Consider the following 13,998-nt stretch of genomic DNA (forward strand, 5'->3'; position numbering starts at 1 on the left):
CCAAGATCCGCGCAGGTTCGGGGAAGTTGCTGCTTCCGGGGTGCCGCAGGCAGCAGTTTCCCTGATGTTGTGCGGATCTTGTCGCTCACGCCGCCGAAGATCGTGCTCGATCCTGGAAGTAGTGGTTTCACGACGCGGTGATACCACTCGATCCTGGATCGAGCACGATCGTGGGCAGTGAGGGTGTCCGCCAGCGCGGTATGGTGGCCCCCTCTGTTGTCGGTGAGGGTCCGGGTGCACCGCGAAGCACCCCACAACATGACTTTTTCTCTGTCCGGCGGAGTCGCCGGCGCGGCGTGAGCGCCGCCATCCGGGTCCGGCCGAGGCGTGAGCTACGCGCCGCCCGCCGTCCCCGGCCACACCGCTGTTGGGGTCACCTGATCGCCGCCCCACTCTGGCCGCTGCACGGCGCGAACCTGGGCACCCTGTTGCGTACGTGCGACGCGGTCGGTGCCTGCCTCGCCGTGCCTCCGTTCCGCTGGGTGGATGAGGCCGTGGCCCGGGGCAACACGCTGCGCCAGCCGGGCTGCATCCACCGCGTCGGCAGTCCGCTGCGCTGGCTGGCCGCCGAACGGGCCACCGGCACCCGGGTCCTCGGGGTGGAGCTGGCCGACGAGGCCGTCCGGCTCGGTGACCTGCCCGCCGCCCGGGGCCGCACCGTCGTGCTGCTGGGGCACGAGGCGACCGGCATCCCACCCGAGGCGCTCGACCAGTTGGACGCGGCGGTGGAGATTCCGATGGTCGGCCACGGCCACAGCCTGAACGTCGCGGTAGCCGGCTCCCTGGTCCTCTACAAGCTCGCCGGCCTGCTGTAGAGCAGGCCGGGGCGGCGCCGACAAGGTCAGGCGACGTTGTGGGGGCGGAACTGCACGCTGACCCGGGGGCCGACGGGCCGGGCGGTCTTCGGGATGGCGTGCTCCCAGGTGCGTTGGCAGGAGCCACCCATCACGATCAGGTCGCCGTGGCCCACCGGGAAACGCAGGCTCTCGCCGCCGCCACGGGGGCGCAGCAGCAGGGGCCGGGGAGCACCGAAGGAGACGATCGCGACGATCGTGTCGGTGTGCGCCGAGCGGCCGATGGTGTCGCCGTGCCAGGCGACGCTGTCGCGCCCGGACCGGTAGAGGCACATGCCGGCGGTGACGAACGGCTCGCCCAGCTCGGGAGCGTAGTGCCGGGTCAGCTCCGCTCGTGCGGTGGTGAGCACGGGGTGGGGCAGTTGCCTCGCGCCGTCGTACCAGCAGAGCAGGCGGGGCACGTCGACCTCGGCGTCGTACATGGTGCGCCGTTCGGCCCGCCAGGGCACCTCGGTGAGCAGGGTGTCGAGGACCGTGTCGGAGCCGCGCACCCAGCCGGGGAGGTGGTCGAGCCAGGCGCCCCGGCTGAGCTGGTGCCGGCGGATCTGGCCGGGCAGCGGCCCCAGGGTCGGCCCGGCGTCGGCCAGGTCGAGCATCGACGGCTGGTAGGCGGCCTGCGTCATGCAGCCACCCTAGCAGCCCTTTCGTACACCCGTGCTAGCCCCGAACCGTCGGCGGTCAGCCGGGGAGGGCAGCGGCGTGTACGGCGTCGAACAACGCGTCCACGACCCGTGACCGGCCCTGCCCGTCGATGGTGGACCACCCGCGCGCGGCGAGGGTCGCGCGCCGCTGCGGCGAGCTGAGCAACCCGTGCAGGGTCCGCGCCGCCGTCGCGCGGGCGGCCCGTCCGGCGACGCCACCGGCGGTCAGCTCCGGCAGCTCGCCGAGGCCGGCGGCCAGGCCGTGCCGCACCACCCGGGCGTACGACTCGCGTTGGTTGTCGACCACGCACACCAGCGCGGCGGGTGCCCCCAGGCAGCAGAGTTCCCAGGTGGAGGTGCCGGCGGCGCTGACCACCAGGTCGGCTTCGGTGATCAGGGTCGGCAGCGAGGTGGTCGGCGGGACCGGCCGGATGATCTGCCCGCGCCCGGGGGTGACGTCCTCGACCTCCGCCTCGGTCTCGGGTCGGCCGACGATGACCGTGAGGTCCATGGGGTGACCGGTTGCCACCAGCACGCGGGTCAGCACCGGGGCCGCACCGACCGCGTCGGTGCCGCCGAAGAAGGCCAGCACCCGGGGTCGGCTGACCGCCGTGGCGGGCGGGGCGACCGGCGGCCGGGCGGTGACCACCGCGTCGCGCAGCAGGGCGTACCCGCTGCCGGCTAGCAGCCGGCCGGGCAGCTCCCCCCGGGCACCTGGCCCCGTCAGCGCCGCCCCGGCCCCGGGCCCCGTCAGCTCCGCTGCCGACCCCGGCCCGGGCAGGTCGGCGCCGAAGTTCTGGTCGAGATAGAGGTCGGCGACCTGACCCCGGCTGTCCCCGTCGATGATGGCGAGGGTGTACACGCCGGCGGCGCGCAGGGCGCCCGCCCCGGCCGGGTCCAGCTCGTAGGAGTCGAGGACCATCACGTCCAGGTGGTGTCGCCGGGCCGCCTCGACCAGCTCGGCCGGCGAGTCCGGGCCCGGGTGCAGGGGGATGCCCCGGGCGGCGAGTTCCGCGGTCGCCCAGTCGAGCCGTTCGACGGCGCCGAACACGGTCACGTGGGCGCCTCGGGCGAGGAACTCCTCGGCGAGCGCCAGGCAGCGGACGAGGTGGCCGACGCCCCGCCGTGGGCTGGCGTCGCAGCGCAACCCGACTCGCGGCGTGCTCAGGACTCCTCCAGCTGCTTCTGCCGGACGTCGGCGTTGAGCGCGCGCAGGTGGGGTTGCCCGTCGAGCCAGTCGGCGAGCTTGGCCAGTGGCACGCTGACGTCACCGAAGTGGTCGACGACCGCGCTGACCAGCGCCCAGTCCTGCTCGGTGTCGAGGGTCAGCCGCAGCGCGGAGCGGTCCGGGGTGAGCGTCACGCCGAGCACCCGGAACAGCTCCGGATGGGTGTACGCGTACGAGGTCACGTGCACCCGGTGGTGGTCGGTGGCGAGCCGGCCCAGGGTGCGGAGCGTCTCCGCTCGGATGATCTCGACGTCCAGGCCCCGGGGCAGGGTGCGGGCGATCGACGTGCTCGCGTAGTCCAGCCCGGGGACCGCCCGGTACACCGACGCGACCAGGGTGACGATCTCCGGGTCGAGCAGTGGGCAGTCCGCGGTGAACCGCATGACCGCGTCGCCCGGGTGCGCCGCGAGCGCGCCCACGAACCGATCCAGGACGTCGTCGACCGGCCCGCGGTGGCAGGGCACGCCCAGCCGTTCGCACTCGGTCGCCACGGCGTCGTCGACCGGGTCCGTGCTGGTCGCGACCACCAGGTCGGCCAGGACGCCGCTGTCGGAGGCGGCGCGTACCACCCGACCCAGCACGGAACGCCCGGCGAGCGGACGGAGCACCTTGCCGGGCAGCCGGGACGAGCCCATCCGAGCCTGCACGATGCCGACGATCCGTGGCGCGGCGTGGGCGCCGCCCGTCGGGACCGTTCCGGGCACCGGTACACCGGTCACTGCTGCTCCTCCTGCTTCGGGGCGAGCGCCGCGGTGGCCCGGCGCTTGGCGGCGCGGGCACCCCGCTTGGCCAGTCGGGCCGGGGTGATGGCGAGTCGACCCACCCGGTAGCTGAGCGACCCGCTGAGCAGGCCGATCGTCGTCTCGGCCCGGCGCAGCGCGCGTTCCCGCGAGGTGAGCAGTTCCTCGGTCCACGCGGTCAGTGCGGCCAGCCGGGCGAGTTCCTCGCGCTGGCGCAGCCACGCCTCCCGCAACTGCTGGTAGCTGCGCGCCGCACCCACCGGCGGGTCGGTCGGCGTGACGGCGTGCAGCTCGGCGGCGAGGTCGACCCTGCCGTCGCGGTCCAGACCGTGCAGCGCGGCGGCGACGGCGGCCTCGGTCTCCACCGCCGCGGCGACCGTCGCGCGATCCAGGTCGTGGCCGGCGAGGCCGCCGAGCACCACGGTCAGACCCGCGACGTCGAGAGTGGACGACCACGGGTGGGCGTACCCGCCGGTGAGCAGGGCCGCCGCGAAACGCCACAGCCCGCGCGCCAACACCACGTCGGCGGGCAACGGGCCGGTGGCCCGCCAGCTCGGGTCGAGCACCGCGTACCGCTCGCCGTCGACCACCACGTTGTCGGTAGCAGCCAGCGCCGCCGCGCCGGCGATCCCGCCGTCACCGTCGGCGTGGTCGGCGAGCCAGCCCGCGTATCCGACCAGCAGCGTGCGCAGGGTCGCCAGGTCGCGGCGCAGGGCCGCGTCGAGCAGCAGGGTACGCAGCAGCCGGCCGGCCGGCACCGGCCCGGACAGCGCATCCGCGTCCCGGTACGCGGCCTCGCGGCTGGCGAACGGCGCGGCGGCCGGCACCTCCGTGCCGGTGGCGGCGGCGTGCCCCCAGCGCCACCCCGACGGGCCGTGCAGCACCTCCAGCACGCCGCTCCCGGGACGCCCGGTCTGCATCAGCGCCACCGGCAGATCCTGGTCGGCGGCCGGTGCGCTGGGGTCGGCGGCGGGCCGGTGGGCGAGCACCAGCCAGCCCGGTGCGAGGTCGGCGGCGCGTCCGGCGTGCAGCGCGTCCACCGCCAGCCGGGCCGGGTCCTGCAGCACGGTGTCGCTGGTGAAGCCGCCCGCGCACGCGCCGTGCAGCACGGCGTCGAAGAGGCCGCAGCCGGTGTCCCGGTCGAGGTGGTCGGCGTCGAGCAGCGCCGTCGGGCTACCGGCGTCGGGGTACGCGGCCCAGCACGCGGCCGGTCGCAGCCCCGCCTCGGTGAGTCGCTCGCGTAGCTGGTCCCGGTTGGCCGGGTGGCCGCGATCCAGGACGCCGCCGATCACCCACGCGGAGTCGTCGCGGCCGGCGTACCAGGGAGTGGTGGCGACGAGTCGGTGCAGGCCGAGTGGGTTGTCCAGGCGCAGCAGCAGCGCGCCACCCGGCGCGACGGCGGCGACCAGTCGCGCCAGCACGCCGTCCCAGCCGAGTCGGGTGCCCTCCACCGACTCCACCGGGTCCAGGCCGGCGGCGGCGATCACCACGTCGTACGTCTCGTCGTCGGGCAGCCCGGCCGGGCCACCCACCACCACCTGGGCGGCTCGATGGGCCAGCGCGACCGCGTCCGGGTGGCTGCGCAGCAGGCAGGTCACCTCGGCGTGCCCGAGCTGGTCGAGCAGGGCCGGGTCGTGCGGGCCGGCCACCAGGACCCGGGCGCCGGGCGGCACGAGTCGGGTGGCGAGCGCGGCGAGGGGCCCACCGTCGGCCAACCGCTTCTGCGGCAGGTCGGACCAGGCGAGCATCTCGCCGCCCGGCAGGGTGATCCGGCCGGAGGGTGCCGTCTCAGTCGTCACGGTCGTCCTCTTCCTCCTGGAGGTGCGCCCAACCGAGCAGCTCGCGCAGCTCGGCCGGCGTGCAGCGGTGGTCGGTGCCGAGCTCGGCGCGGGCGATCCGGACCGCGGTGGGCAGGTCGACCTCGGTGCCGTGCAGCTCCGGCCACTGCCGCCGGATGCGGGCGGTGCCACCGAAGGTCGGGTCCTCGTTGGACAGGATCATCGGGTCGCCGTAGACAGCCGGCTCGCAGCCCGCCGCGATGCCGTAGAAGATCGCGCTGGTCAACCGGTTGGATGCTACCCGCCGGTGACGGCGCAGCTCGGTGAGTTGCCGGTCGAGGAACTCCGGGTCGGTGTCCTTCCACCAGTGCCCCCGGTAGCCGTGGCAGATCACCCGGAACCCGGCCCGCTCGTAGAGCCGGCGGACGTTGCGCATCCGGTACTCGTGCCAGTACAGGCAGACCGTGACCGGGCCGGGCTCGGTGGCCCGGATCAGGGCGATCAACTTCCGGTGGTCGCCCTTAACGTGCTGGCCCTCCCACCCGTGGAACGGGTACCAGATGGTGCCCTCCCGCTCTTCGGCCGGCGGGTCCTCGGGCCGCATCGCCAGCAGGTAGGCGAACGGCGCGCCGATGACGACGACGTTTCGCCGCCCCACCGACCAGGCCCGGCGGCGGGTCTGTTCCGACCAGAGCAGGCTGGGCGCGCGCTCGGCGTACGGGTGACCGGGGGCCAGGCCGTCACCGATGTTCCAGCCGTGCTGCACGTACCCGTTGATCCGCGGCGGGTGCCGGTCGCCGAGGCCGGCGTAGCGGGCCAGCACGTGCGCGTGGCCGTAGAAGTGGTTGGCGTGGTGCATCAGGTTCCCATCAGGCGGCGGAACGCACCGGGCCGGCCCGCAGGGCCGCGGTCAGCGCGTCGATGACGCGATCCTGGTAGGTGTCGCTGAGCCCCGGGTAGAGCGGTAGCGACAGTTGCTGGGAGTAGAAACGCTCGGCCACCGGGCAGGACCCACGCCGGTATCCCAGGTCGGCGAAGACCGGGTGCCAGTGCACCGGCAGGTAGTTGACCTGGACGCCGATGCCGGCGGCCCGCATCCGGTCGTACACCTCGCGGCGACGCCCGTCGAGCACGCGGATCGGGTAGAGGTGCCAGACCGGGTCGGCCCAGGACCTGCGGGTCGGCAGCAGCACCCCGTCCAGGTCGGCCAGCGCCTTGTCGTAGCGGGCGACGAGGGCGTCGCGTCGCGCCTTGAACTCGCCGAGCCGCCGCAGCTGGCTGCGGCCCAGTGCGCAGAGCACATCCGGCAGACGGTAGTTCAGCCCGAAATCGTGCACCTCCTGGTGCCAGCCGCCCTCGTCGGGGTGGCGCAGCTCGTCACGCTCGCGGACCAGGCCGATGGTGCGGAAACGGCGGGCACGCTTGAGCACGGCCGGGTCGAGCGCGGCGACCGCGCCGCCCTCGGCGGTGGTCAGGTTCTTCGTGGGGAAGAACGAGAAGGTGGTCAGGTCGGCAAGTGAGCCGACCGGCCGGCCACGGTACGTCCCACCGATCGAGTGGGCCGCGTCGGCGAGCAGCAGCGCGTCGGAGCCCTCCATCGAGGTACGCAACGCGTCGTAGTCCGCCGGGTGGCCGGCGTAGTCGACCGCGGAGACCACCCTGGTACGCGAGGTGACCGCGTCGGCGGCGGCGGCCGGGTCGAGGCAGAAGGTCTCGTCCTCCACGTCGGCGAACACGATCTTCGCGCCGAGAGCCGCCGCGCTGCTGGCCGTCGCCACGAACGTCATCGGCGGTACGACCACCTCGTCACCCGGGCCCACCCCGGCGGCCGCGTACGCGACGTGCAGCGCCGCCGTGCCATTGGAGACGGTGGTGACGCCGACACCACCGGTCCACGCGGCGAGGTCGGCCTCGAAAGCCTCCACCTGCGGACCGGTGGTGAGCCAGTCGCCCCGCAGCACCTCGGCGACGGCGGCGACATCCTCCTCGGTGACCGACTGCCGGCCGTACGGGAGCATTCCCGTCATGCGGCGATGCCGAGCATGTCGCGCAGCTGTTCGACGCTGAGCCACTCGTCGTTGGTGTCCGACTGGTACGCGAAGCCGTCCGGAACCGGGTCGCAGTCGACCGGCGGCTGGTAGCCCCAGGTGGCGATGGTCGGCTGGACAATGAACCGGCCGTCGGCGCGCAACGTCCGCCGGCTGTCGTCGGGGGCGATCATCTCCTCGTGCAGCTTCTCGCCCGGCCGGATCCCGATCTCATGGGTGGTGGCGTCCGGGGCCACGGCCTCGACCAGGTCGAGGATGCGCATGCTCGGGATGCGCGGCACGAACAGCTCGCCGCCCTGCATCTGGTCGAACGAGTCCATGACGAACTGCACGGCCTGGTCCAGAGTGATCCAGAAGCGGGTCATCCGCTTGTCGGTGATCGGCAGGCTCTTGCCCTCGGCGGCGAGCCGGCGGAACAACGGAACGACGGAACCGCGGCTGCCCACCACATTGCCGTAGCGCACCACGGCGAACCGGGTGGGGTGCTGGGCGGCGTAGTGGTTCGCCGAGACGAAGAGCTTGTCGCCGACCAGCTTCGTCGCGCCGTACAGGTTGATCGGGCTGGACGCCTTGTCGGTGGAGAGCGCGATGACCTTCTTGACGCCGGCCTCGATCGCGGCGTCCACGACGTGCTGGGAACCGGTGATGTTGGTGGCGATGTACTCGGAGGGGTTGTACTCCGCGGTGTCCACCTGCTTCAGGGCGGCGGCGTGCACCACGTGGTCCACCCCGTGCATGGCCCGGGTGAGGCGGTGCCGGTCCCGGATGTCGCCGATGAACCAGCGCAGGCGCGGGTCGTCGCCGAGTTGCTGGCGCAGCTCGTACTGCTTGAGCTCGTCGCGGGAGAACACCACCACACGGGCGGGGTCGGCCTCGGTGAGCAGGTGCCGCAGGAAGGTCCTGCCGAAGGAACCCGTTCCCCCGGTGATCAGAATGGACGATCCATTCAACTCACTCAATTTGGTGCTCCCGTGATCGTGGATGAACGGGCGGCCCTCGGCCGGCCGACCGGGGTGAGACGCTAACCATGGCGGGTTAACTCCCCGGCGCTCGCGGGTTAACCGCGACCCCTGCTCCTGTGAATGCCGGGCACCGCGCAGGCGAACACTTCCGGCCTTCCCGTAACGGGCCTGACCTGGCCACATTGGGCCGTTACAGTGACCGCGCGAGTGGCCCCGGCGGCACGTTCCCAGCCGGTCACCGCGTTCACCCGACCTCCGCACCAGCCCGGTGCGGACGGCTCACCCCGAGCGTCACCGACGCGGGCCCACCTGCCCGCCGGGTTCGCGCGGGCCCGGTCCGGCTGGCAACTCTGGAGGCGTTGATGGCATCCGGTAGCGACGTGATCGAACGGCCGGAGGTGCTGGCCGCGACGTCCGACGCCACACCCGCGCGGCGCTGGTTGGTGCCACTGCTGCTGGTCGTCGGTTGGGTGCTCAGCGTCGCCTGGCGGATGTGGCTGTCCCGGCACATCGTGATGCCGATCGCGCACACCGACGAGGACAGCTACCTGAACACCGCCCGCGCGCTGGCCGGCGGGCCGGGTGGCTTCAGCAGCGAGAACGACCTGCTGCGCCGGGTCGGCTACCCGATGCTGATCTCGCCGGCGTTCCTCGGGGACCGGGATTTCAGCGACAGCTACCGGCTCGTCCAGCTGATCAACGCGATGGTGAACTCGGCGCTGCTGCCGCTGGCGTACCTGCTCGGTCGCCGCCTGCTGCGGCTGCGCCGGTCGTACGCGCTGCTCGGCGCGCTCGCGGCGGCGACGCTGCCGGCCACCGCCTTCTACGCGGGCGTCGCCATGATCGACACGGTGATGGCCCCGCTGGTGGTCGCCTGGCTGCTCGCCGTGCACCGCTGGATCGAGCGGCCCGGTCCGCTCGCCGCCGCCACCGTCGGTCTGCTGGTCGGCGGGTTCCACCTGCTGCACTCCCGGGGCCTGGTGATCGTGGCGGTGCACGCCGGGTTGGTCCTGCTGCTGTTCGCCCGCCGCCGGGTCGGCCCGCCCGCGATCCTCGCGGCGCTGCTGCCGGTGCTCGCCATGGCGCTCGTCAACGCCGCGGCCATCCGCTACCTCGGCGACAAGGTCTACCTGCTCGGCAGCACGCCCGGCGGTGGCACCGTCGAGGCGGTCGCCTCCGTCCAGGGGGTGGTCCGCGTCGGCGCGGGCGTCACCACCCAGCTCTGGTACCTCGTGGTGATCACGTTCGGGATGGCGGGGGTGGCCTGGGCCGCCGCCGTCCGCGAGCTGTGGCGCCCACAGCACGGTGACGCCGCCCGCTGGACGATGGGCGTGGCGCTGGTGGTGACCGTCGGGGTGGCCGGCGGCGCGTCGGTGATCCTGGCCGGCATCACCGGCAAGCCCCTGGATGCGATCTACGGCCGCTACGTGCAGATGCTGGCGCCGTTCTGGCTGCTGGTCGGGCTCGGGGTGCTGCTCACCGCCGGCCGCCGGGTGGTCCTGCGCCGGGCCACCGTCGCGGTGGCCCTGCTGGTCGGCGGCGGCGCCCTGATCGCCGTCCGGCTCGCGTACGTGGCCAGTCGCGGAAACTACCTGCGCTACGGCGGTTTCGGCGCACCGGACCTGATGGCGTTGACCGGGAGCTGGCGGGAGATGCGACCGGTCGTCGGGTCCCTGGTCGGCATCGCCGGCCTGCTGCTGCTCGTCGCCGCAGCCGTGCTGGTGCCCCGGCTGCGGATGCCGGTGCTCGGCGTCCTCGTGGTGGCCAACCTCGTGACCATGCAGGTGATCGACCAACGGATGGTGCGGCCCTTCGTCGCGAGCAGCGCGCCGACGCCCCGGGTCGCCGACGTCCGGGTGCGCCCCGGCGAGCGGGTGTGGGCCTCGACCGGCGTCCACTACATCATGCGGTTCAACCTGAGCCACCAGGTGACCTGGACCGACGTCCGGTGGTTCGGCGACCAGGAGCCGCCGGCCGCGGCGCAGGTGGTGTTCGCCCGGTGGGCACCCGGTCAGGCCGACGACTGGGACGGCACCGCGTACGGCTTCGTCCGACTCGGGGGCAACCCGGTGCAGCACTGGGCGGCCTGGCGACGAGTCTGACCCGCCGCGCCCCCGGCGGAGAACGCTGTCCGTGAACGACGGATGTCCGTCGGGGGCACTGTCGGTTAATGGTTTCGGTCGGCAGTGGAAATATGTGCGGCAATCAGCGCTGGCGGCGGTCGGCGCGGGCCAGTGAAATCGGGATGACCGTGATTTCCCGGCCGTCGGACAGCTCCTGCCGGGGAGTCCCCTCGACGAATCGGAAACGCCGGTTCATCTGTCGTACGACGACATTGTGCGCGAGCACCTCACCGTCGAGTCGGTCCAGGTGCAGCCCGTCGAAGGCGTACTCGACGGCCTCCCGCATGACCCCCAGCCAGGCGGGCAGGGTCTCGCCCCGCCGGTCCAGCCCGTCGGCGTCGAGATAGAAGCCCCACGCACCCGATCGAGGGCTCTCCAACCGCAGGTCGAAGAAGGTGACCACACCGCAGGGCAGGTCCTCGCGGACGTACACCAGAACCCGCCGGGACGGGTCGCCACGGACCGCCGACCACCACCGGGCGTGCTCCTCGGCGGTGATCTCGTGACTGGTCTTGCTGACCTGGCGGTTCGTTTCCTGATTACGCCAGGACAACATCAGGTGAACGTCGTCCGCCGTCGCTTCGCGCAGCACGTGCGTCTCGCTTTCTTAACTGTTCACGTCCGGTCGGAGCACCTTACCTGGGCCTACCGGGAAAGCAGATATGCATTCGTTGGGTTGTAGACTGCGGCGCATGAACGAATTGAGTCGCTCGCAGATTCGCGACCTCATGGCTCAGGTGCTGAAGAACCAGGACAAGGAGCTGCCCGAGGACGACTCGGCGCAGTTGCGGGAGATCGGCTTCCGGTCGCTCGACTTCTCCGAGCTGGCGCTGCGGGTGGAGGACGAGACGGGGGAGGAGCTCAACTTCGACGCCCCCGGCCTGCGCCGCATCGCCACCGTCTCCGACGTCCTCGACTTCCTCGTCGAGCTACAGCACCAGTGACCGTCGCGACGGCGGGCCACCCCACACCCACGCACCCGGAGCCGGCCGGCCTCGACAACCGGCTCGTCGTCGGTGGTGCCACGACGACCTGGCGTTCGCTACCGCTGCCCACCCTGCCCGACCCCGCGGCGGTGCTCGCCCACTCCGCCCTGCACGCGCTCGCCGCCGCCCGGCAGCACGCGGCGTACGGCACCGAGCTGTTGCTGAGCACCGCGAGTCGGGTCGACGCCCAGATGCGTACGGAGTTGCGCGAAGCCGGGTTCACCGTGAGCGTCCTCGACGGCGACGGCGTACACCCGAACCCCCCGGCCCGGCCGCGCGCCGCCGAGCCCGGCCGGCTGTGGCTGCTGACCTCGGGCTCGACCGGGCGTCCCAAACGGGTCGGGCACACCCTCGACACGCTGACCACCGTGCGGGCCGACCAGCCGGACCGGACGTGGCTCTGCCCGTACGCCCCCGGCACGTACGCCTGGTGGCAGGTGGTCACCCTGTCGCTGACCCAGCCCGGTCAGCACCTGGTGGTGGTCGAGCCCGACGAGCTGGACGACTGGCCCGCGGTTGCCGCCGCGCACGGCGTCGACGCCGCCTCCGGCACGCCCACCTTCTGGCGTCGCACCCTCTACCGCGACGCCGCCGCGCTGGCCCGGGTGCCGCTGCGCCAGATCACCCTCGGTGGTGAGCCGGTGGACCAGGCCATCCTCGACCAGCTCCGCGACGTCTTCCCCACGGCCCGGATCTCCTGGATCTACGCGTCCTCCGAGGTGGGGGCGTCCATTGTGGTGCACGACGGGCGGGCCGGCTTCCCGGTCGACTGGCTGGACCGCGAGACCCCGGGCCGGCCGACGCTCTCCGTCCGCGACGACGAGCTGGTGGTCACCTCCCCGCACCACGGGGCCGGGTTGGCCGGCCCGATCCGCACCGGTGACCGGGTGCAGGTGCTCGACGGCCGGGTGCTGATCACCGGCCGACTGGATTCCGACGAGATCAACGTCGGTGGCAGCAAGGTCTCCGCCGGTGTGGTCCGTGGTGTGCTCTCCGGACATCCGGCGGTGGCCTGGGCCCGCGTGACCGGCCGCCGCGCACCGGTGCTCGGCCGGATGGTGGTCGCCGAGGTGGTCCTCACCCCCGCCGCCCCGACCGCCGATGCCGATGCCGATGCCGTCGCCGTCGCCGTCGCCGCCGTCGCCGTCGCCGTCGCCGGCTCGATCGAGGCCGCCGACCCCGCCGTCGCCGCCGGCTTGACCGAGGCCGTCGGCTCCACCGAGGCCGCGGACTCCGCCGGCCAGACTGACCCCGCCGGGCACCCGGCCGGGCGTCCGGCGGCCGGCGTGCCCGACGAGGCCGCGCTGGTCCGCTGGTGCGCCGACCGGCTTCCCGAGCACGCGGTGCCACGCCGGATCCGCGTGCTGACCGAGATTCCCGTCAAGGAGACCCTGAAGAGCGATGTCTGACCCCGCCGACACCCAGCTCGTCCCACCCAGCTCCGTGGTCCTCGTCTCCGGCGGCTCCCGGGGGCTGGGCCTGGCCATCGTCACCGACCTGCTCGACGCCGGCGTACGGGTCGCCGCGTTCGCCCGTACCGTCACCCCGGAGCTGGAGAAACTCACCGCCGAGCATCCCGACCAGGTGTGTGTCGGCTCGGTGGACGTCACCGACCTGCGCGCCGCGCAGAGCTTCGTCCGCGAGGTGGAGCAGCGCCTCGGCCCGATCGACGGCATCGTCAACAACGCCGCCATCGGGCAGGACTCCCTGCACGTGCACACCGCCAACGACGACATCGCCCGGATCATCGAGACCAACCTGACCGCCCCGCTGCAACTGACCCGGCTGGTGGTCCGCCGGATGCTCGGCAAGGGGCTACGCGGGCGGATCGTCAACATCACCTCGATCTGCGCGCAGCGCGGCTTCCCGGGCCTGGTCGCGTACTCGGCCACGAAGGGCGGGATGGACGCCGCCACGCGCTCACTCGCCCGGGAGTTGGGCGGCCGGATGCTGGTCAACGCGGTGGCGCCCGGCTTCTTCGCCTCGGAGATGTCCGCCGTGCTCGGCCCGACGCAGCTCGAGCAGATCGTGCGCCGCACCCCGACCGGTCACCTGACCGAGCCGGTGGAGGTCGTGCCGGTCGTACGGATGCTGCTGCGCGAGCACACCAACATCAACGGCCAGGTGATCGTGGTGGACGGTGCCGCCTCCATCTGACCTGGACCGGCTGGTCCGGCCCCGACCGGTGCCCGGTCTGCTCGTCGCGGCCGAGCGGCACCTGCGGATCGGCGCTCCCGCCGACCTGACCGACGCGCTGACCCGCAGTCACCTCGACGACGGGCGCTGCGTCGGCTGGTACGGCCCGCCGACACCCGGATGGCGGGTGGCCGTCGACGCGGAACGCCTGGCCGCTCCGGTGCCCCCGGCGCTGGCCCGCCGGTTCGGTGTGGAGGACTTCTGGGCGCGGTGGACCCGCGCCGAGTGCTGCTGCAAGCTGGCCGACGTCCCGGTGGCGGCGTGGTGGCGTCGCCACGGGCTGGGCACGCCAGCGGACGGCTCGGCGGTCTGGCGGACCCTGTGGCTGGCCGACCTGGTGGTCACCGTCGGCTTCACACCCAACGACCGCCGCCCCGCCCCCCGCCCGTAAAAGCAACCCCAACCCCACCCCCGCGCCCAGCGCCCCGCCCCCCGCGCCGTC

14 protein-coding genes are annotated in these 13,998 nt (G+C 73.2%); 6 read left to right on the forward strand and 8 right to left on the reverse strand.

What is annotated here, in order from left to right:
* Nucleotides 1-296 precede the first annotated feature (296 nt).
* A complete protein-coding gene (locus LADH09A_RS00795) occupies nt 297-815 on the forward strand; it encodes a TrmH family RNA methyltransferase (protein ID WP_238642785.1) in 519 nt (172 codons plus the stop codon).
* A 26-nt stretch (nt 816-841) separates the two neighbouring features.
* Here the strand turns inward: LADH09A_RS00795 and LADH09A_RS00800 are convergent, their stop codons facing one another.
* The 7 genes from LADH09A_RS00800 to pseB are packed head-to-tail and all read right to left on the reverse strand — an operon-like array spanning nt 842 to nt 8,248.
* A complete protein-coding gene (locus LADH09A_RS00800) occupies nt 842-1,477 on the reverse strand; it encodes an alpha-ketoglutarate-dependent dioxygenase AlkB (protein WP_238642787.1) in 636 nt (211 codons plus the stop codon).
* Between the two features lie 55 nt (nt 1,478-1,532).
* The gene (locus LADH09A_RS00805) at nt 1,533-2,663 is read right to left on the reverse strand and encodes a PseG/SpsG family protein (protein WP_238642822.1); all 1,131 of its coding nucleotides are present in this window, start codon (nt 2,661-2,663) and stop codon (nt 1,533-1,535) included.
* The gene (locus tag LADH09A_RS00810) at nt 2,660-3,382 is read right to left on the reverse strand and encodes a cytidylyltransferase domain-containing protein (protein WP_308194444.1); all 723 of its coding nucleotides are present in this window, start codon (nt 3,380-3,382) and stop codon (nt 2,660-2,662) included. Before LADH09A_RS00810 ends, LADH09A_RS00805 begins: the two co-directional genes overlap by 4 nt.
* Before the next feature lie 56 nt (nt 3,383-3,438).
* Nucleotides 3,439-5,262: a class I SAM-dependent methyltransferase gene (locus LADH09A_RS00815; protein WP_238642789.1), complete on the reverse strand. Its 1,824-nt coding sequence runs from the start codon at nt 5,260-5,262 to the stop codon at nt 3,439-3,441.
* Nucleotides 5,252-6,100: a hypothetical protein gene (locus tag LADH09A_RS00820; protein ID WP_238642791.1), complete on the reverse strand. Its 849-nt coding sequence runs from the start codon at nt 6,098-6,100 to the stop codon at nt 5,252-5,254. The genes LADH09A_RS00815 and LADH09A_RS00820 overlap by 11 nt, the downstream gene beginning before the upstream one ends.
* 10 nt (nt 6,101-6,110) lie before the next feature.
* On the reverse strand, nt 6,111-7,268 hold the full coding sequence (locus tag LADH09A_RS00825) for a DegT/DnrJ/EryC1/StrS family aminotransferase (protein WP_238642793.1): 1,158 nt from the start codon (nt 7,266-7,268) through the stop codon (nt 6,111-6,113).
* On the reverse strand, nt 7,265-8,248 hold the full coding sequence (gene pseB / locus LADH09A_RS00830) for a UDP-N-acetylglucosamine 4,6-dehydratase (inverting) (protein ID WP_238642799.1): 984 nt from the start codon (nt 8,246-8,248) through the stop codon (nt 7,265-7,267). Before pseB ends, LADH09A_RS00825 begins: the two co-directional genes overlap by 4 nt.
* A 365-nt stretch (nt 8,249-8,613) precedes the next feature.
* Between pseB and LADH09A_RS00835 the strand changes: the two genes are divergently transcribed.
* Nucleotides 8,614-10,353 carry a hypothetical protein gene (locus LADH09A_RS00835; protein ID WP_238642800.1) on the forward strand — a complete coding sequence of 580 codons (1,740 nt, stop codon included), beginning with the start codon at nt 8,614-8,616 and terminating at the stop codon, nt 10,351-10,353.
* Between the two features lie 103 nt (nt 10,354-10,456).
* Here the strand turns inward: LADH09A_RS00835 and LADH09A_RS00840 are convergent, their stop codons facing one another.
* Nucleotides 10,457-10,966 carry a GNAT family N-acetyltransferase gene (locus tag LADH09A_RS00840; protein ID WP_238642801.1) on the reverse strand — a complete coding sequence of 170 codons (510 nt, stop codon included), beginning with the start codon at nt 10,964-10,966 and terminating at the stop codon, nt 10,457-10,459.
* A gap of 100 nt (nt 10,967-11,066) precedes the next feature.
* Between LADH09A_RS00840 and LADH09A_RS00845 the strand changes: the two genes are divergently transcribed.
* From LADH09A_RS00845 to LADH09A_RS00860, 4 genes are read left to right on the forward strand one after another with little or no spacing between them, the layout of a single operon-like run.
* Nucleotides 11,067-11,318, forward strand: coding sequence for an acyl carrier protein (locus LADH09A_RS00845; RefSeq protein ID WP_238642802.1), 252 nt, complete (start codon nt 11,067-11,069; stop codon nt 11,316-11,318).
* On the forward strand, nt 11,315-12,769 hold the full coding sequence (locus LADH09A_RS00850; protein WP_238642803.1) for an AMP-binding protein: 1,455 nt from the start codon (nt 11,315-11,317) through the stop codon (nt 12,767-12,769). Before LADH09A_RS00845 ends, LADH09A_RS00850 begins: the two co-directional genes overlap by 4 nt.
* Entirely contained in the window at nt 12,762-13,517 is a 756-nt protein-coding gene (locus tag LADH09A_RS00855; RefSeq protein WP_238642804.1) for an SDR family NAD(P)-dependent oxidoreductase, read from the forward strand. Before LADH09A_RS00850 ends, LADH09A_RS00855 begins: the two co-directional genes overlap by 8 nt.
* The gene (locus LADH09A_RS00860; protein ID WP_238642805.1) at nt 13,501-13,947 is read left to right on the forward strand and encodes a hypothetical protein; all 447 of its coding nucleotides are present in this window, start codon (nt 13,501-13,503) and stop codon (nt 13,945-13,947) included. The genes LADH09A_RS00855 and LADH09A_RS00860 overlap by 17 nt, the downstream gene beginning before the upstream one ends.
* Nucleotides 13,948-13,998 lie beyond the last annotated feature (51 nt).

Origin of the sequence: Micromonospora cabrerizensis (assembly GCF_022230955.1) — a bacterium.
GTDB classification, from domain to species: Bacteria; Actinomycetota; Actinomycetes; order Mycobacteriales; family Micromonosporaceae; genus Micromonospora; species Micromonospora cabrerizensis.